General features: G+C 40.7%; 13 protein-coding genes. 7 read left to right on the top strand and 6 right to left on the bottom strand.

Translation table 11 applies throughout. From position 1 onward, the window contains the following. Positions 1 to 19 precede the first annotated feature (19 nt). From AC6CHS_RS15925 to AC6CHS_RS15900, 6 genes are all read right to left on the bottom strand, one after another. Positions 20 to 1,276: a hypothetical protein gene (locus tag AC6CHS_RS15925; RefSeq protein ID WP_498237612.1), complete on the bottom strand. Its 1,257-nt coding sequence runs from the start codon at positions 1,274 to 1,276 to the stop codon at positions 20 to 22. Positions 1,277 to 1,823: 547 nt separating this feature from the next. After that, positions 1,824 to 3,374, bottom strand: coding sequence for an AbgT family transporter (locus AC6CHS_RS15920; RefSeq protein ID WP_498237610.1), 1,551 nt, complete (start codon positions 3,372 to 3,374; stop codon positions 1,824 to 1,826). 168 nt (positions 3,375 to 3,542) lie between these two features. Next, positions 3,543 to 5,039 carry an amidase family protein gene (locus AC6CHS_RS15915; protein ID WP_498237608.1) on the bottom strand — a complete coding sequence of 499 codons (1,497 nt, stop codon included), beginning with the start codon at positions 5,037 to 5,039 and terminating at the stop codon, positions 3,543 to 3,545. Between the two features lie 226 nt (positions 5,040 to 5,265). Next, positions 5,266 to 6,447: a Ger(x)C family spore germination protein gene (locus tag AC6CHS_RS15910; protein ID WP_498237606.1), complete on the bottom strand. Its 1,182-nt coding sequence runs from the start codon at positions 6,445 to 6,447 to the stop codon at positions 5,266 to 5,268. Then, positions 6,434 to 7,549: a GerAB/ArcD/ProY family transporter gene (locus AC6CHS_RS15905; RefSeq protein ID WP_498237605.1), complete on the bottom strand. Its 1,116-nt coding sequence runs from the start codon at positions 7,547 to 7,549 to the stop codon at positions 6,434 to 6,436. Before AC6CHS_RS15905 ends, AC6CHS_RS15910 begins: the two co-directional genes overlap by 14 nt. Positions 7,550 to 7,555: 6 nt before the next feature. Beyond that, entirely contained in the window at positions 7,556 to 9,097 is a 1,542-nt protein-coding gene (locus AC6CHS_RS15900) for a spore germination protein (RefSeq protein WP_498237603.1), read from the bottom strand. Between the two features lie 153 nt (positions 9,098 to 9,250). Between AC6CHS_RS15900 and AC6CHS_RS15895 the strand changes: the two genes are divergently transcribed. From AC6CHS_RS15895 to AC6CHS_RS15865, 7 genes are all read left to right on the top strand, one after another. Continuing rightward, the gene (locus AC6CHS_RS15895; RefSeq protein WP_498237601.1) at positions 9,251 to 10,261 is read left to right on the top strand and encodes a DUF3231 family protein; all 1,011 of its coding nucleotides are present in this window, start codon (positions 9,251 to 9,253) and stop codon (positions 10,259 to 10,261) included. A 1-nt stretch (position 10,262) separates the two neighbouring features. Beyond that, entirely contained in the window at positions 10,263 to 11,270 is a 1,008-nt protein-coding gene (locus AC6CHS_RS15890; RefSeq protein ID WP_498237599.1) for a DUF3231 family protein, read from the top strand. Between the two features lie 8 nt (positions 11,271 to 11,278). Beyond that, positions 11,279 to 11,776 carry a hypothetical protein gene (locus AC6CHS_RS15885; protein ID WP_498237597.1) on the top strand — a complete coding sequence of 166 codons (498 nt, stop codon included), beginning with the start codon at positions 11,279 to 11,281 and terminating at the stop codon, positions 11,774 to 11,776. A gap of 345 nt (positions 11,777 to 12,121) precedes the next feature. Further along, complete coding sequence (locus AC6CHS_RS15880) at positions 12,122 to 13,108, top strand: ABC transporter ATP-binding protein (protein ID WP_498237595.1); 987 nt, start codon at positions 12,122 to 12,124, stop codon at positions 13,106 to 13,108. Continuing rightward, positions 13,105 to 14,103: an ABC transporter ATP-binding protein gene (locus AC6CHS_RS15875; RefSeq protein ID WP_498237594.1), complete on the top strand. Its 999-nt coding sequence runs from the start codon at positions 13,105 to 13,107 to the stop codon at positions 14,101 to 14,103. Before AC6CHS_RS15880 ends, AC6CHS_RS15875 begins: the two co-directional genes overlap by 4 nt. A 225-nt stretch (positions 14,104 to 14,328) precedes the next feature. Further along, positions 14,329 to 16,143, top strand: coding sequence for a peptide-binding protein (locus AC6CHS_RS15870; RefSeq protein ID WP_498237592.1), 1,815 nt, complete (start codon positions 14,329 to 14,331; stop codon positions 16,141 to 16,143). Positions 16,144 to 16,202: 59 nt separating this feature from the next. Continuing rightward, complete coding sequence (locus AC6CHS_RS15865; protein ID WP_498237590.1) at positions 16,203 to 17,168, top strand: ABC transporter permease; 966 nt, start codon at positions 16,203 to 16,205, stop codon at positions 17,166 to 17,168. Positions 17,169 to 17,175 lie beyond the last annotated feature (7 nt).

The following is a 17,175-nucleotide window of genomic DNA, read 5'->3' as shown; positions in this document are numbered from 1 at the left end:
GATAATGACCATAATAGGGCTAGCTATTTAAGACGGGATCAATATAATTCTTTCGTTTCACCCAGACAAAACCGTCTCCCTTTGTGATGACTGCCACATCCACTGGTGGACCTACTGACTCCGTGGTTCTGGAAACCCGACGTTTGAAAGACGTTAAATTAACTAGTGCCTCTGCCATGTCAGCCAATTCCTCCTTAGGAAGGGAACGGACAATCCCTAATAAAGGGGTAATATAATTGGATTGTCTGTATTCGTCCACAGCGTCTTCGATGGACTCATACACATCTTTACCCATTTTTTCCATCTTGCTAACCTGATCTTTTGTTAGCTGAAGCGGAAGATGGTTTTCCACCTGTTGATGATAGGTTGAGAAAACTTTTTGCACGATCCCTAGTATGGCATCCTCCATGTTTGGTTCAATCCCACCCATAAAAGAATCAACCATCTCTCTTTGTGCAAATGGGGTGATAGCAGCAGTCCCACTATCCTTACTATTTGAATAACTAATCTTTTTCTCCAATATTTTTTTATATTTTAATTGACCAAATACAAATCCTTCTAATCGATAATTTAACAGCCTCGGGAATATCTCTTCTTCTCCAAAACCGGCGATAACAAGACCAGTACTCCCTAAACTAAAGTAATCTTTTCGTACGACGTCAAAAGCTAGCATGGAGAGTTTCTCTTTAATGTGCTCGGGGATGGTGTATGAGATGAATTCATCGTTGATCTCTTGAATCACCTCATGGAATTCTTGATTAAATGAATCAAGTTCCATTTCTATAAAGACTTCTTCTTTTTCTTCAAACTCTTTACGTACTTTGTCAATCTGATTGTTCAATAACCTTGTGGCATCCTTGTCCGTAACCTTTTTGTCCTGCTGCCTTTCTTCTTCCAGCTCTTCCTCTACTTTTTTTATTAACCGCTTAAGCGTATCGGAGTAAGATCGATATATGATGACTTCTTCCATTTCTTTTACATTAAACCTTTCATCTTGTTTAATGAATGCGATAAAGTCTTCCATGTATGAAGATAAGTAACGAAGTTTGTCATCCCCCACATAATCACGGTATGATTTGATAATGACATCCCATGGCACCTCCATAAAAGATGCTGCCCCATACACCATGATTCCAACAGAATGAGCGCTTGAAATAGAGAACAGCTTATTAGCCGAATTATAAACCTTTTGCACACCATCTCTCCCACTCGTGATTGCACTGTCAGCCGCTAAAGACATCCCTAACTTATTCATAATTGCTACCTCTGCCGTCATGCAATTCCTCCTTTCACCTTCTCCTTTCCTTTTATCCTCGTATGGAATAAATCAAACAAAATAGAAAAGCGAAGAGCGCCTGTTTATGGAACGCCGACTAAACACGACCCGTCCTGGGTCAACGTCGGCATGACCCGGATCCTCCGGGCCCACGTAGTGGCTGCGCCTGGTCATGCAAGTGGCTCCATGTTTCCACGCAAAGTGGCGGATTTAATGGAGCATCCTCCGTAGGAGATAAAGAAATCATGCCCCTGCAAAAGGGGTATGTCGGCGTTGGCCGGCAAGGCCGGTTTTAGTCGACCTACCTTATTTGACGAACCAATGATGCCTTTCACCCTCCAGGTATAAGTGCGACTAAGCCTCTGGTTGAACCAATCGGCAAGTCTTCTTTATCGCAAGGCGTTTAGCGAAGTCACCTAGTTTCTGGCGCTCGTAGCTAGACATACAAAAGCGAAGAGTGCCTGCTTAGAAACACATAGAAAAAGCCGAACACAATATGGTGAATTTACCCATAAGCGTTCGGCTTTTTTCAAGTCATTCTATTTAATTAGTTGGGATATTCGAGTGGGCCCCCTGGTCCTAGCGGGATACCAAACAACATCCAAATGATAAGCATGATTGTCCACCCGATGAGGAAGAAAAGGGAATACGGAATCATAGTGGAAATCAATGTACCGATACCCATCTTCTTGTCATACTTCTGGGCAAATGCAATGATAATTGCGAAGTAAGTCATTAAAGGTGAAATAATATTTGTTGTGGAATCAGCTACACGATAAGCCATCTGAGTCAATTCAGGAGAGTAACCTAAATGCATCATAATCGGTACGAATACCGGCGCCATCATGGCCCATTTTGCTGAAGCACTCCCAATAAATAGGTTGATAAAAGCAGTAATTAAAATGAATAATAAAATGAGTGGAATTCCCGTCAGGTTAATACTTTTTAGAAAATCTGCTCCGTATACACCAAGCACGAGACCCATGTTGGATTCATTAAAATATGCCACAAATTGACCTGCTGTAAAGGCTAGTACAATAAACATTCCCATTGATGCCATTGTGTCAGACATTTGCCCTGCCACATCTTTATCATTACGAATCACTTTTGTTACTATTCCATATACAAGTCCTGGAATTAAGAAAAGGATCGCAATAATTGGAACAAGCGAGCTCATAAACGGTGATTGAACAATCTGGTCCATTGTCGAACCTTCTGTGCCCCGCATTGGAGCGTTTTCTGGCAGGATAAGCAATGCGGTCAGACCCAAGCCAATTACTAATGATACCCCTGCCCAGATTAATCCTTTTTTCTCAATCGGTTTTAATCCTTCAAGGTTATCATCTGTTGCTTCCTTATCTTCTTGCTTATAGCTTCCAAGACGTGGTTCCACGACCTTCTCTGTTACCCATGTACCAATCAATGTAAGCACAAAAACAGAAACAGCAATAAAGGCATAGTTCATCGCGATATTCATCGTTTCGGCATAAGCAGGGTCAACAATAGATGCCGCAGCAATCGTTAGCTCTCCTAGCATAACATCAGTACCCGAAAGCAATAGATTCGCACTGAAACCTGCTGAAACACCAGCAAATGCAGCAGCAAGTCCGGCTAATGGATGTCTTCCTAGCGCAGCAAAGATTAAGGCACCTAATGGCGGCAATACTACATATCCTGCATCTGAAGCCACACTGGACATAATCCCTGCGAACACAAGACCTAGCGTAATAAAACGATTCGGTACAGATAGTACAAAACCACGAAGCATTGCACTGATCAGGCCCGTACGTTCTGCAACTCCGATTCCGAGCATTGTTACAAGCACAACACCTAATGGAGCAAAGCCGATGAAGTTATCTGTCATACTTGAGAAAATGTACTGAATACCTTCCGCATTAAGCAGGTTGGTTATTTCAACCATTTCTCCTTCTCCTCCGGGATGTTTTACACTAATTCCCAACTGAGAAAGCGCCGCAGATAACACCAATACTAGTAGTGCTAATATTGCGAATAATGTGACGGGATGTGGTAGTTTATTACCAAGAAACTCTATCCCATCTAGTGACTTTTGGAATAAGCCTTTTTTTGTCTTCCCCATATATTCCTCTCCCTTTTTCCATATGAGTAATATTCTGAAAATAACACCGAATCTTCGGTGCGTAGGTAACATTATAAAGGCTAAGTCACTAATTTGAAACCGTTAATAAAATAAAAGTAATACTAGCATTATTCACAAGATTAACACTTAAAAAAATTCCATTAAATACTAGTTAAAGTAAGGGTTATGCTCCATTCCTTTCCACAGCGAGGAAGCGTTTTCTAGTAAGCTTGCAAGTTGTAATAAACGGTGTTCTTCCCCTTTACCAGCAATAACTTGTACACCAAGTGGCAGTCCATTCTCTGTAAAATGAACAGGGACAGACATTGCTGGTTGACCTGTAAGATTAGCCAGCTGTGTATAAGGACTATACGTTAAGCTTGGTAGAAACATCTCATAAATGAGCTCCAGCCGTTTTGCCCGCTCAGCTTGCTTCATTTTATCCCGCATTACCTCTGCATCTTTTTCCGTTGCAGTTAACTCTCCTACACGAGGTGCAGGAAACGCTGTAGTTGGGGTTATATAGAAATCAAATGTTTCATGAAAAATTGCAACCTCAGCGGCAGCAACATCCCATAAAGCTATACTTGTTGCATACTCTGCTGCAGTTACATGCTTTCCTCCTTGATAAAGCATCCATGCCTCCAATTCCATGTCTAACTCTGTTAGCTCCCTATGCTGTATCTTTTTCAGTTGTTCCATAACGGAAGCCATTTCACCAGCATTCATCACATAATAATTTTGCATTAGTTGAACACCATCAATATCTGGAGTCTGTTCTTCTACAATATGCCCTTCCGCCTCAAGCCACTTTACAGTTTGTAAAACAGCCTGCTCTGCTTCTGCTGAAACGGGAGTGCCTACAGGTGACACTGTAGAAAAGGCGATTCGTAGCTTTTTGTCCAAAGGCTTTTCTAGTACGTCTTTGTATTTTTTAGGATACAACGGTGTTTGAAAGGCAGCTTCTGGTTGCACTGTTTGTAAAACATCAAGCATTACTGCACTGTCTCTTACACTTCGAGTGAGAACAAAATCAATCGCTGCTCCCTGCCATTGTCTCCCTACTCCTGGTCCAACTGGGGTTCGGCCCCTTGTTGGTTTGAGACCAAAAAGACCTGTAAAGGAAGCAGGAATCCTAATAGAACCGCCTCCGTCACTTGCACCTGCGATCGGCACAATTCCTGAAGCTACAGCCGCTGCTGCTCCGCCACTGGAGCCCCCTGGTGTAAACCCAAGATTCCAAGGATTCCTAGCAGGTCCATGCACAGAAGACTCTGTGATATTTTTTAATGCGAACTCCGGTATATTTGTATGACCAACAAATTGGAACCCCGCATTACGAAATTCGCTTACAAAGTTAGCGTCTTCTTTCGCTACACTGTCTTGTAGAAGCCTGGAAGCAGAGGTAGATTTCTCCCCAGCTAACCGTTGCGTTTCTTTCAGTAATACGGGGACTCCTGCGAAAGGTTGTGCCGCCGAATAAAAACGATCCGTCTCTGAAAAGGCCTTTTCCATTCTGGAAGAAATAACGGCATTTAAATCAGGATTTACCATTTCCAATTGATAAAAACTATGTTCTAATAGTTCACTTGGTTTTATTTCTTTCCGTTGAATTTTTTCAGCCATTTCCACGCCATCCATTTTCTTAAATTCATCAATATTCAATTTCTATCTCTCCTCCAAAAACAAACTTCTATACTCATTGTATCATTACCCCAATGAAGTCTACTATCTGCCTTTTTTATCATTTGTTTTCTTCCATTCTGGGTCACCATATTCATGCAACTTTTTATTTATTAGGTAAATACAGAAAGGGATTATAAATGCCAAGGAAGCGTTAAAAAAAACCACCCACCCAGGAAACTTATCTATCAAATTTTGAACCACCGCTTCACTCCCTCTCCTTTACATTTATTCGATCAGATGAACCTACTCTATCTATTTCAACGTTGGCCTTTACATTAATAACAGCGCCTGAAAAGTAGTCTTCTCCTTTTTCCCAGTTATCCTTTACTTTTTGCCAGAGGTCGTAGTGATGCTGATATAGATTTTTACCGACTCCAAGAACATCTGTGTTAAGCTCCCCCTGTACCTTCTCAATAGATTTCGCAGTCAATTCATTTACTTTTTTTTCTGCTGATTTTTCAACCTTATTTACATACTTTTCCTTTAATACGCTTTCCCCACCAAAATGTTCTGCAATATTCCCTTCTATTTCAATAGATATATCGACCTGTAGATTATTCCGTTGCTTGTTTTTTATTTTCATTTTTTGTTCTATTTTCGTCATTTCAATCGCTACCAAGCTTTCATTAACTTGTATTTCCAACACTCCACCCTCTACACTTCCAACAATAAACCCGACCCCGCTGGTTTCTTCCTCATTAAGCGAGCCAACCATCAAGTTTTCTTCCCCATTCATAACAACTGCATCCCCGTATTTTGCTAATAAACCATCCTTTTTAACTGTTGGAAGCACATAGCTTTGCTGGTTAAGGATCAACTCTTGTACCTCCCCAACATGTGTGGGTTTAATAGTAGAGGCATTTCTATTTGTACTCTCCATCAAATCATCGAGATACAATGCTGGAAGAACTATATTCTCTGGTTTTGAGTCCAACACTTCCTTAGCTTCCCCTCTGGCCACCAATAATCGAATAGACCTCCTCATCGCATGGTCTCGAATATAAAAATCCATAATATTAGAGAAAAGGCGTGGCTGTTTAATAACCTCATCTGATACAATAAGAACCTTTAAATGTTGATAGAATGGGACCTGACTGTTTATTTGGGAAAATTTCCGATTGGTTCTAAACAGACTTGTACCAGTTTCCGATACATTCATGAACGCTTGTTGGTCCCCTCCTCCTTGTGTGATAGAACCTAATCCCGAGGGGATGACAAACTGATTCGTCATCATTATTTCATATTCATCCTCAGATTTCTGATCAACTAAGTCGATTGCCGTGCCAACAATAAACCCGCGTTCTTCTATATCCACTCTGTCCCAGCACCCAGCAAGGAATATAGTTGTGGCAAGGAGAAATATGACCGCCTTTTTACTTAGCAGCATGATTTTGGTTCCCCTTTCTTTTTAATTTGGAAACAGTGAAGAGTATTAAGGCAATGGCCGAAGAAGAAATAATACCAAAATAACCAATGAATGAGCCCAGCTTAGCAACCTCTAAGGATCCTTCTGGTACCATTCCAATAATATAAATGATCGGAGCCATACTAAAAAGATAGGTGAGTTTTTTAAGCTTTATAAAGGATTGTAACGCATAGATACTAACATCGACTGACATAGCAGTGGTGTTAAAAATAGACATAATCCAAATAACAAAAAAGAAGGAATCAAATCGTTCAAAAAACCCGCCTGGTATTTCAATTTCTTTTGCTAGCTCAATCAATGGATACACAAGATTTCCTGCAACAGCATTTCCGAACACTCCTAAACAAATGAAAAAAATCAGCAAATATATAGAAACAACGATAAGCATTCCATAAACTGATGCTCTAGGTGCTTTCTCTGTATCTTTAACAAGTGAAATATAAAAGAATAGGATATTAAAACCTACAAATGCCATGCTACTTATTTCAGCAGCTTTTACTTGGTCCATCATTCCTGTCTTAAAAAAAGGGAATAAGTTATCAATTTCAAACCACCCCAAGGAGAATAAAGATAATACTAAAGTTATCATCACGATAATTGGGATGAATAACATGTTCAGACGAAACAATCCTGCCCGGGACCCCGAGACTGCATAAACTACCACAAGAAGAAAGGTAAGGGAAACAACTTCAACAGGGGTCTGGTCAAACAGATAAGTCTTCGCAATATCTGAAATGACCCGCATTACATATGCACTCAGCAATAGACTTTGAATAACGAGCGTGAGGGTAAAAAGAATGGCGACAGGCTTCGTAACCAGTTTCGAAGCATATGACAGAAAAGATTCGCCAGGATAACTGGCAGCTAGCTTAGCCGTAACCCATGTAATAATTGTGATCAAGATACCAGCCGCCAAAAGTGCGATCCATCCATCTGCAGCAATGGTAAGTAGCGAGATATCACGGGGCAAGGAAAGAATGCCTACACCGATTGTCATAGCAGGTAAAGCAATCATGATCTCTCGCGAACTAATTTTTTCATCCCCATATTTAAAATCTTTCACCCGCGTTTACCTCCTTAGGTTTCCTGATCTTTTATCTTTTGGCTTCAGACTTTTAGGTCGCTCATTTAAAATTGGGATAGGAGCACGTAATACCAAATCCTTCCAATCCTTTATAAAGGTTGGGGCAAATGGAGTGGAGTAGGGAACGCCCATGCTTTTCAAATTTACAATGTGTATATTTATCATGATGTAAACCAAAACAACGCCATATAACCCCAGCACTGCTGCCGCAACCATAAACCCGAAACGAATGAGGCGAAAGGATATTGCCACACTGTATAAAGGAATAGTAAACGAAGCCACCGCTGTAAGGGCAACGACAATTACCATAATGGGGCTGACAATTCCGGCACTGACAGCTGCTTCGCCAATGACAAGTCCACCAACGATCCCAATCGTTTGTCCAATCGTCCTTGGCAGCCTCGCACCGGCCTCACGCAACAGTTCCATTGTGAAGCCCATAATAATAGCTTCTACAAAAGCTGGAAATGGAACTCCTTCTCTTGTCGCTGCAATGGAAAATGCCAACTGTGAGGGTATCATTCCCTGATGATAAGAAACGAGGGCGATATAAAGTGCAGGAAGGAACATAGTAATAAACGCACCAATATAACGAAGAATCCGCAAAAATGTACCTATTAACCATCGATCATAATAGTCCTCTGGCGATTTAAAAGTATTATCGATAGTAATAGGAGCAATTAACGCAAAAGGGGAACCATCTAAAAGAATGCCTACTTTACCCTGAAGTATGGATGCCACAACTTTATCGGGGCGTTCTGTATTATCCATTTGCGGAAATGGAGACATAAAACTGTCTTCTATCCATTGTTCGATATAACCTGACTCCAATGCACTATCCATATCTATTGAGGAAAGACGACGATTTACTTCTTTCACAATGTCTGGGTTAACGATACCTTCCACATAGCAGACGACAAGCTTTTTCTTTGATCTTCTGCCGACTTCATTTGTTTCAAAACGGAGATTCGGATCACGAATGTGTCGACGTATGAGCATTCTATTTGTCTCGATATTTTCAACGAAGCCCTCCCTTGGACCCCTAATCAGGGATTCCGAAAGGGGCTCTTCAATTGCCCGGCTTTCCCACTTTTCTGTTCCGATGACTATTACTTCTGCGGTGCCGTCCACATACACAACCGTTTTTCCTGAAAGCAATTCAATTGTTGATTTATCTAAGGATTTTGTTTTCTCAACACTGCCGATACTAATAAGGTCAAGCTGCAATTTGTTGAGCATTTTTTCTGGCGTATCACTGTCCGCTTCCTTCTCCCTACTTCTCTGTAAATTTTTTATTAAATTGTTATGTATAAATTCTTTATCACTCAATCCGTCAATAAACACAACTGCAGCATCCAAATCCACCCCAAGCGTTATTCTACGTATGATTAAGTCACCTGGACTTCCAACCATCTCCTGGAGATCCTGCAGATTTTTTTCTAGATGAATGCCTAAATTTGCTGAAAAGTCTTCCCCCTCAACAGACTCCTGCCCCATTTTTCGTCTTCTAAAAATGTTTCGCTTCATGATATCTCCCCCTTCAAACAAGCATGACCTTTCCTTTTTTTTCCCGTAAAGGAGGATTTTTATACGAAAACTATTTACTCAAACTTGAAGACACGTATAAAACGATTGTTGAATGCCAAACTATAGACATTGGAATAAAGGAGGAAGGTTGCAATGGATAAACAAACAATAGCTACGGCTTCTGAAATTGCAAATTTATGGACATCGTATATGAATGCTTCATCTACGATAGCGATGTTATCGTACTTCAAAGAAAAAGCTGAGGATCAGGATATACGTGTTTTATTGGAAAAAGTTTATGCGGTCTCAACCTTTGAGTTAGAAAATGCCGGCCAATTACTAACAGAGAGTGCTTGTCCTATACCTAAAGGTTTCTCAGAAGATGATGTTAACGTGGAAGCACCGCGGTTATATTCTGATGCTTATATGCTAAGCTACACGATTGAACTGTCTGTCCTTGGCATGACCAACGGTGGCATAAGTGTTTCACAGAGTTCTCATCCAGACATTTATCATTTCTTTACGGAATCTTTAGGTAATGCTAATTCCATGCACATGCAAGCTGTTACACTTGCGCAGAAAAAAGGATTATATGTTTCCCCACCAACAATTCCCACTCCTGATTTGGTTAACTTTGTTACGAAAGAAAGCTTCTTAAATGGGTGGTTTGGTGATAAGCGTCCATTACTCGCAGTTGAAATTGCCCAGTTATATTCTAATATCGTACGAAATACATTAGGAGCCGCAACCATATTAGGCTTTGCACAGGTTGCCGAATCAAAAGAGGTAAAATCATTTTTATTAAAGGGAAATACTATTGCTAAGAAACATGTATCTACATTTTCCAATCATTTAGAAAAAAGTAATATCGCTACTCCTATGGGATCCGACAGTTATGTGACGGAATCCTCCAGTATTAGTCCCTTTTCCGACAAACTAATGCTGTTCTATACAGTCGGCATGATTTCTCAGGGAATTGGTTTTTATGGGTTGAGCATTGCAACTAACACAAGGCGTGATATTGCAACTCTTTACGCTAGGCTCAGTGGTGAGATAGCCCTTTATGCAGAAGAAGGAGTAAAGTTAATGATTGACAACCACTGGTTTGAAGAACCACCAAGGATGGTAGACAGAAATGATTTAATTCAGAAGGGTAGAGATTAAAATGGAAGAAAATCAAGTGACAGCTCGCCTTACCGCTTCAGAAGTCTCCCATCTATGGGCTACCTATCAGAGCAATACCCTTGCAATATGTGGCCTAAGTCACTTTTTATCACATGTTGAAGACCAAGATATAAAGGCAATACTAGAAGAAACCAAAGCCTTAACGGAACAGCAAGTCAACAAAATCACTGCTCTGTTTAAAGCAGAAGAGTTCCCGATCCCCCAAGGTTTTACAAGTAAAGATGTTAGAAAAGACGCTCCTAGGCTATTTTCAGATGCCTTATATCTCGACTACATTTTAAATTCGACGATTATATCCATATCCTCGTTTGGTACAGCTGTCTCTGCTTCGGACAGGGACGACGTAGTTCAATTTTTTTCCATGTGTTTAGATTCATCTATAGGGCTTCATAAAAAAACAAAAGAACTTGCCAAACAAAAAGGTCTTTATCCGAAAAAACCGGTCTTGCCCATTCCTCATGAAATAGAATTTGTTAAAAAGGACAGCTTTATTGCAGGCTGGTTCGGAGATCGTAGACCATTGCTTGGCATGGAAATAAGTAACTTGCTTTTTCACTCACAACGAAATGCACTTGGACATGCGTTGATTACTGGCTTTAGTCAGGTTGCGTCTTCCAAGGAGTTACGACGCCTTTTTGAAAAAGGAAAAGAAATCTCCAAAAAGCACCTTACGATTTTTTCTAATTTATTGCAGGAAGATAACCTTCCTCAAGGCGCGCCTTTAGTTACGTCAGAGGTGACAACTTCTACAACTGCACCCTTTTCTGATAAGATGATGATGTTTATCGTCGCTTCTTTAATTAATTCCAGTATAGGACAATACGGTGTTTCAATATCTTCTAGCCCGCGACATGACTTGGCACTGCAGTATACCCGACTATCCGCTGAAATCTCCAAGTACGCGAATGAGTCGGCCAATATTTTAATCGAAAAAGGTTGGATGGAACAGCCCCCTATTGCAGCTGACAGAAAAGAATTAGTGAAATAGGTGTGCCTATGGAGACGACGATTAAGGAAAAAAGCAAAAAACTAGAAGTGATTTTATGGAGTATTGCCTTGCCGGGTTTTGGGCAGCTTTTAAACAGAAAGTATGTAAAGGGGCTAGCCCTTGTAGCTTTGGAATTTCTCATTAATGTGCTGGGTAACTTTAATCAAATTATCGTACTAAGTTTTCATTTTAAAATTGAAGAAGCCATTGAACAAACAAATTACATGTGGCTAATGTTTTATCCCTGTCTTTACTTTTTCAGTATCTGGGATGCCTATAAAGATGCTGGAGGTGGTAAAAAGCCCTTTGCATACTTACCGCTCGTGTTTTCCGCGTACTTTGTGACACTCGGTCTAATATTTTCACCAGGGCTCAAAATTTCCGGCTATTTAATCGGCCCAATGTGGCTGCCAATCCTTTCTCTACCAGTTGGACTAGCTGTAGGGGGACTGATAAGATGGATTTTATTGAAATTTATTTACCACAATCGAACTGATTCTACCTAACAAACTCTCGAGGATAAATAAGCTCGGGAGTTTGTTTTTCTGTCGTAACCCTTTTGTCCCACCCTAATACTTTTCTCTCACAAAAAAAGAATATTATACAAGTTCATCTCATATTTTATACGAATCATTCTATTTATCCCGCCTCAACTGGCAGTAAAACCCCCCACTTCAAGAATGTGCGAAGAAATCAAGCGTTCTAAGTGAGGGATCAACTGCCAGTAAAGGTCCGATTCGTTCAACTAACATTTGGTGGGGGAGGTCGGGAAACCCCCACCAAATGAAGTTTCACTTTATAAAGAGCCATCATATTTTTCTTCTATTAATTGAAGATTGGGGTGTTAAAACATGACACAGCAAGCCGTTCTGCAAGTAGATAATTTAAAGACATATTTTCATCTAGAAGAAGGAAAAACCGCTAAGGCAGTGGATGATATTTCTTTCAAAATTTCCCCAGGAGAGACTGTCGCGCTAGTTGGCGAATCTGGAAGTGGCAAAAGCATAAGCGCTCTTTCGATTATGCAATTAATAAATAAACCAGGTCGTATTGAAGGTGGAAAAATCACGCTTAACGGAAAGGACATTACCAATTATAACGCCAAGCAGATGACAAAAATCCGTGGTAATGATATAGCGATGATCTTTCAAGAGCCAATGACAGCACTTAATCCCGTGTTTACAATTGGAAACCAAATCTCGGAGATTGTTCGAAAGCATAAAAATATGAGTCGACAAGAAGCTCATCAGCATGCGGTCCATTTATTAAAGCTAGTTGGTCTATCAAGAGCAGAAGAAATAATGAAGGAGTACCCTCACCAGCTCTCAGGCGGAATGCGACAGCGGGTGATGATTGCCATGGCCATTTCTTGTGACCCTATGTTATTAATAGCCGATGAGCCAACCACTGCCCTTGACGTTACTATTCAGGCACAAATCCTTGATTTAATGAACGAAATGAAAGAAAGATTCCAAATGGCACTTCTCTTAATTACCCACGATGTTGGCGTGGTTTCCCAATATGCTGATCGGGTGATGGTGATGTATGGTGGTCAGATTGTAGAAGAAGCTACTGTTGATGTATTACTTGAATCACCAAAACACCCCTATACACAAGGATTATTGGATAGCCTTCCTATGGTAGATAAAGACGTAAAACGACTTGGCACGATCAAAGGAACCGTTCCGCCCGCTTATGATTTTCCATCGGGCTGTCGGTTTTCAACACGCTGTCCCCATGTAATGGAAAAATGCCATTCACAAAATCCAAGCTTGTCCACAAGTGAGTCGAAACACCATGTTCGTTGTCACCTTTATCCTGCGGAGGTGAAGGAATGACTGTAAAAAATGAAAGAAAAGAAGAAACGTCTATCCTAAAGATTCAGAATATTAAAAAATACTTTCCGATTAAGGGTGGCGTTTTAAAAAGAACGGTTGGCCAACTGAAAGCAGTAGATGACATATCATTATCCATCAATCAAGGCGAAACCCTTGGTATTGTAGGAGAATCAGGATCTGGTAAATCAACACTTGGCAGGGTTATTCTCAAGCTGCTTGATGCTACCGAAGGCACTATTCTTTATAAAGATGCAAATATCACAAGGATGAAAAGAAATCAATTCCGCCCCCATCGACGCAATATGCAAATGGTTTTCCAGGATCCATTTGGCTCTCTAAATTCCAAGATGAGTGTAGCTGAATTGGTAGAAGAACCATTACTTGTTCAAACTTCTTTATCAAAAAAGGAAAGGCAAGCAAAGGCGATAGAATTCATCGAAAAAGTTGGGCTGCGTGCTGAAGACCGCTTAAAGTATCCCCATGAATTTTCCGGTGGCCAAAGACAACGAATTAGTATAGCCAGGGCACTTATTACAAATCCCGAATTTGTTGTTTGCGATGAACCAGTTTCTGCCTTGGACATATCCATTCAGGCACAAGTACTAAATCTTATGAAGGATTTACAAGAAGAGCTCGGGCTTACGTATTTGTTTATCGCCCATGACCTTAGTGTTGTGAAGCATATTAGTGACCGCGTTGCCGTGATGTACTTAGGAAAAATTGTAGAGATAGGTCAAACCTCTAAACTTTTTCAGGAACCCGCCCATCCTTATACACAGGCATTACTGTCTTCTATTCCAACTCTTACTAAGAAGAAGGCAGATGAACCTGCCATAAAGTTAAAAGGAGACATACCAAGTCCAGCTAACCCCCCTTCCGGATGTGCCTTCCGGACGAGATGTCCGTTTGCACATGAGCGGTGTGAAAAGGAAGTACCATCATTAGCTGCTATTGGAACAGAACATGAGGTATCCTGCCATTTACATCATGGATAGCTAACGTCCCCTCAAAGTTAGAAACAAAGTAATGGGATAAATCGCACGTCTTTAAAGCAAGTACACATTTTATAAGAACCTCTTCGAAAGAAATCTCAAGCTATCCTCACGTGCAAAAAAGGCCATTATTCCTTTATGTTGCCTTTTTTCATATAAAACTACTGAAAAGGAGGGTGTGGATGATTATTGGTTTAATCATTTCTTTGAATAAAGGGGGATTTTAGGATGAATAGAGCGTTTAGGAGATTATTGATTCTGCTAGTCTTTTTATGCATGATGGGTTTCTTGTTAGTTGCTTGTAATGACGATAGCGATGAAGAAGGCGCAGAGACTGAGGATACAACAGAAAATACTGATGATGGTGAAGAAGGTAAGGAAGAAAAAGCCGAGAGTGGCCCGCAAGAAGGCGGAACATTGACTGGGGCAATGTATTCTGCACCAGCAGGTATGTTTAATCCTATTTTTTACGAGGAAGCTTATGAAGCTAACATATTAAGTTTTACACATGATAGTCTTGTATCCCAGAATGAGAGCCTTGAATTTATTCCAAGCTTAGCAAAAGAATGGGAAACAAACGAAGATCAAACCTCCCTGACTTTAAAGCTTGAAGAAGATGTGAAATGGCATGACGGTGAAGAATTCACTGCTGAAGATGTTGTTTTCACATACAAATCCATGTCCGATCCGGATTATGTTTCAGCAGGCGGGATAAGAACTGCCTACGTCCTTCCCCTACTTGGCTATACTGCATACAGTTCAGGTGAGACAGATACGTTTGAAGGCGTAGTAGCAGAGGATGATTATACCGTTACATTCCATTTTGAAGAGCCAAATATTAACCCACTGTATTATGCGAGCTTCCCAATAATCCCAGAGCATATTTTCAAAGATATCCCAGTAGCTGAAATGCCGGAAGCTGCGGAGTCACGTGATGCTGGTGCGGTTATTGGTACAGGAGCATTTAAATTTACAGAAATGGTAGAACGAGAACAGTATATTCTGGAGAGACATGAAGATTATTGGCAAGGAATTCCGTACTTAGAGAGCATTGTATGGAAAGTAGTCGCACAATCGGTTATGACCGGATTACTGGAATCAGGCGAGATAGACTTCATTGCCGATCCAAATGGCATACCGCCAGCTGACTTTGAAACCGTACAAGGTTTTGGAAATATTGAAATCATTGAACAACCCGATTTTGGGTATCAGCTCCTTGGCTTTAAGCATAATCATCGTACAGGTGAGGATGTAGAATCAGGTGCTCTAGAGCCAGACAATTGGGTACCAAACGAAAAATTAGCTGATCCAAAAGTAAGGCAGGCCATTTCCTATGCTGTAAATCGCCAAGGTCTTGTAGAAGGACTTCTATACGGACGTGGGCAACCAATTAATTCTCCAATCGCAACCCAGTTCTGGGCTTATGATGATGCTGCTGCAACCAATTACACGTATGATCCTGACAAGGCTGGATCAATGTTAGATGAACTTGGCTATGTGGACGCAGATGGGGATGGATTCAGAGAAGATCCTGACGGCAATGAATGGGTACTCAATATGGACTATCCGACAGGAAACGAACTTCGTGAAAAATCTGCACCATTAATTGAACAACAGCTTGAGGAAGCTGGAATTAATGTCAATTTGCGTCAGCCTAAAGAAATGACCGCATATGTAGAAGAATTAACAAATGACAACACCGATTGGGATTTATATTTATTGGGCTGGAGTCTTGGAAGTGCTGATCCTGACCCATCTGGTTTATGGGCAACACAGGCAGCCTACAACTTCTCAAGATGGAATAACCCAGAATCAGAAGAACTTATGCAAAAGGCATTAAAAGCACCAGAAGCTTTTGAACAGGATTATCGTGCAGAAGTATATTCCGAATGGCAGACCGTCTTTTCTGAAGATCTTCCTGCATTGCTATTGTACGCACAAAATAGTCTATGGGCCTACAATAAACGATTGCAAGGTGTAGAACCATTACCATACACTATGTATCAAGATGCTCATCTATGGTGGGTTAATGACGTGAACTAAAATAAAGTAGAGAGTATGCTCAGCGAGCATACTCTCCTCCTTCATAGGGGGGGATTTTTATGCATAAATATATCATTAGAAGAATACTTGTTTTTATACCGATGCTTATCATGCTGTCCATCATTGTGTTTGCCCTAGCAAAAGCAGCGCCGGGTGACCCTTTTACCGGTAAGATTCTTGATCCAACTGTTGATCCTGAAGTATTTAATGAGCAGCGAGAAGCACTCGGGCTAAACGACCCTATCCCTGTACAATATTTTCGCTGGGCGACTTCCATGGCAAAAGGGGATTTTGGAGAATCAATGTACTATAAAGGTCGTGATGTTCAAAGCCTTATTAGCGAAAGAATTGTCAATACCGTCTACTTAGGTTTGTTCGCTCTTGTCATTACCTTAGTTGTAGCCATACCAATTGGGATCTATTCGGCAAAAAACCCCTACTCCCCTCTTGATTATAGTGCTACCACTTTCGGGTTTTTAGGGCTGGCTATTCCTAACTTTTTCTTTGGTCTAATTGCCATTTATGTGTTTGCCATTAAATTGGGTTGGTTTCCAGCACAAGGAACCATCTCTAACATACACATTACGGGCTTTTCTGAGTTCCTAAACCGTATCCATCACATGGTACTCCCAGGAATAACCCTTGGACTTGCAGGGACCGCTACCTATATGCGATATATGCGATCAGAAGTACTTGATGTACTTGGCAGTGATTATATTCGAACAGCAAAAGCCAAGGGAATGAATGATCGTAATGTGTTGTACAAGCACACCTTACGAAATGCTATTATTCCAATCATCACTTTAATGGGGTTTGAATTTGGCACATTACTAAGTGGTGCCATTATAACAGAACAAGTTTTCAGCTATCCTGGGCTTGGAACCTTGTTTATAAACTCTATTACAAATAGAGACTATCCTGTTATTATGTCGATTACACTCCTATTAGGTGTAGCCATTCTTATTGGCAACCTGCTGGCAGATATTTTTTACAGTATTGTCGATCCTAGGATCCGCTATGATTGAGGTGATA

It is taken from the genome of Oceanobacillus sp. GQ8, from assembly GCF_059758495.1.
This window is presented reverse-complemented; position numbering and strand designations above follow the sequence as displayed.

Coding starts and splice junctions, on each gene's coding strand:
- AC6CHS_RS15925 (WP_498237612.1), bottom strand. CDS start 1,276: ATGACGGCAGAGGTAGCAATTATGAATAAGTTAGGGATGTCTTTAGCG.
- AC6CHS_RS15920 (WP_498237610.1), bottom strand. CDS start 3,374: ATGGGGAAGACAAAAAAAGGCTTATTCCAAAAGTCACTAGATGGGATA.
- AC6CHS_RS15910 (WP_498237606.1), bottom strand. CDS start 6,447: ATGCTGCTAAGTAAAAAGGCGGTCATATTTCTCCTTGCCACAACTATA.
- AC6CHS_RS15900 (WP_498237603.1), bottom strand. CDS start 9,097: ATGAAGCGAAACATTTTTAGAAGACGAAAAATGGGGCAGGAGTCTGTT.
- AC6CHS_RS15895 (WP_498237601.1), top strand. CDS start 9,251: ATGGATAAACAAACAATAGCTACGGCTTCTGAAATTGCAAATTTATGG.
- AC6CHS_RS15890 (WP_498237599.1), top strand. CDS start 10,263: ATGGAAGAAAATCAAGTGACAGCTCGCCTTACCGCTTCAGAAGTCTCC.
- AC6CHS_RS15885 (WP_498237597.1), top strand. CDS start 11,279: ATGGAGACGACGATTAAGGAAAAAAGCAAAAAACTAGAAGTGATTTTA.
- AC6CHS_RS15880 (WP_498237595.1), top strand. CDS start 12,122: ATGACACAGCAAGCCGTTCTGCAAGTAGATAATTTAAAGACATATTTT.
- AC6CHS_RS15875 (WP_498237594.1), top strand. CDS start 13,105: ATGACTGTAAAAAATGAAAGAAAAGAAGAAACGTCTATCCTAAAGATT.
- AC6CHS_RS15870 (WP_498237592.1), top strand. CDS start 14,329: ATGAATAGAGCGTTTAGGAGATTATTGATTCTGCTAGTCTTTTTATGC.
- AC6CHS_RS15865 (WP_498237590.1), top strand. CDS start 16,203: ATGCATAAATATATCATTAGAAGAATACTTGTTTTTATACCGATGCTT.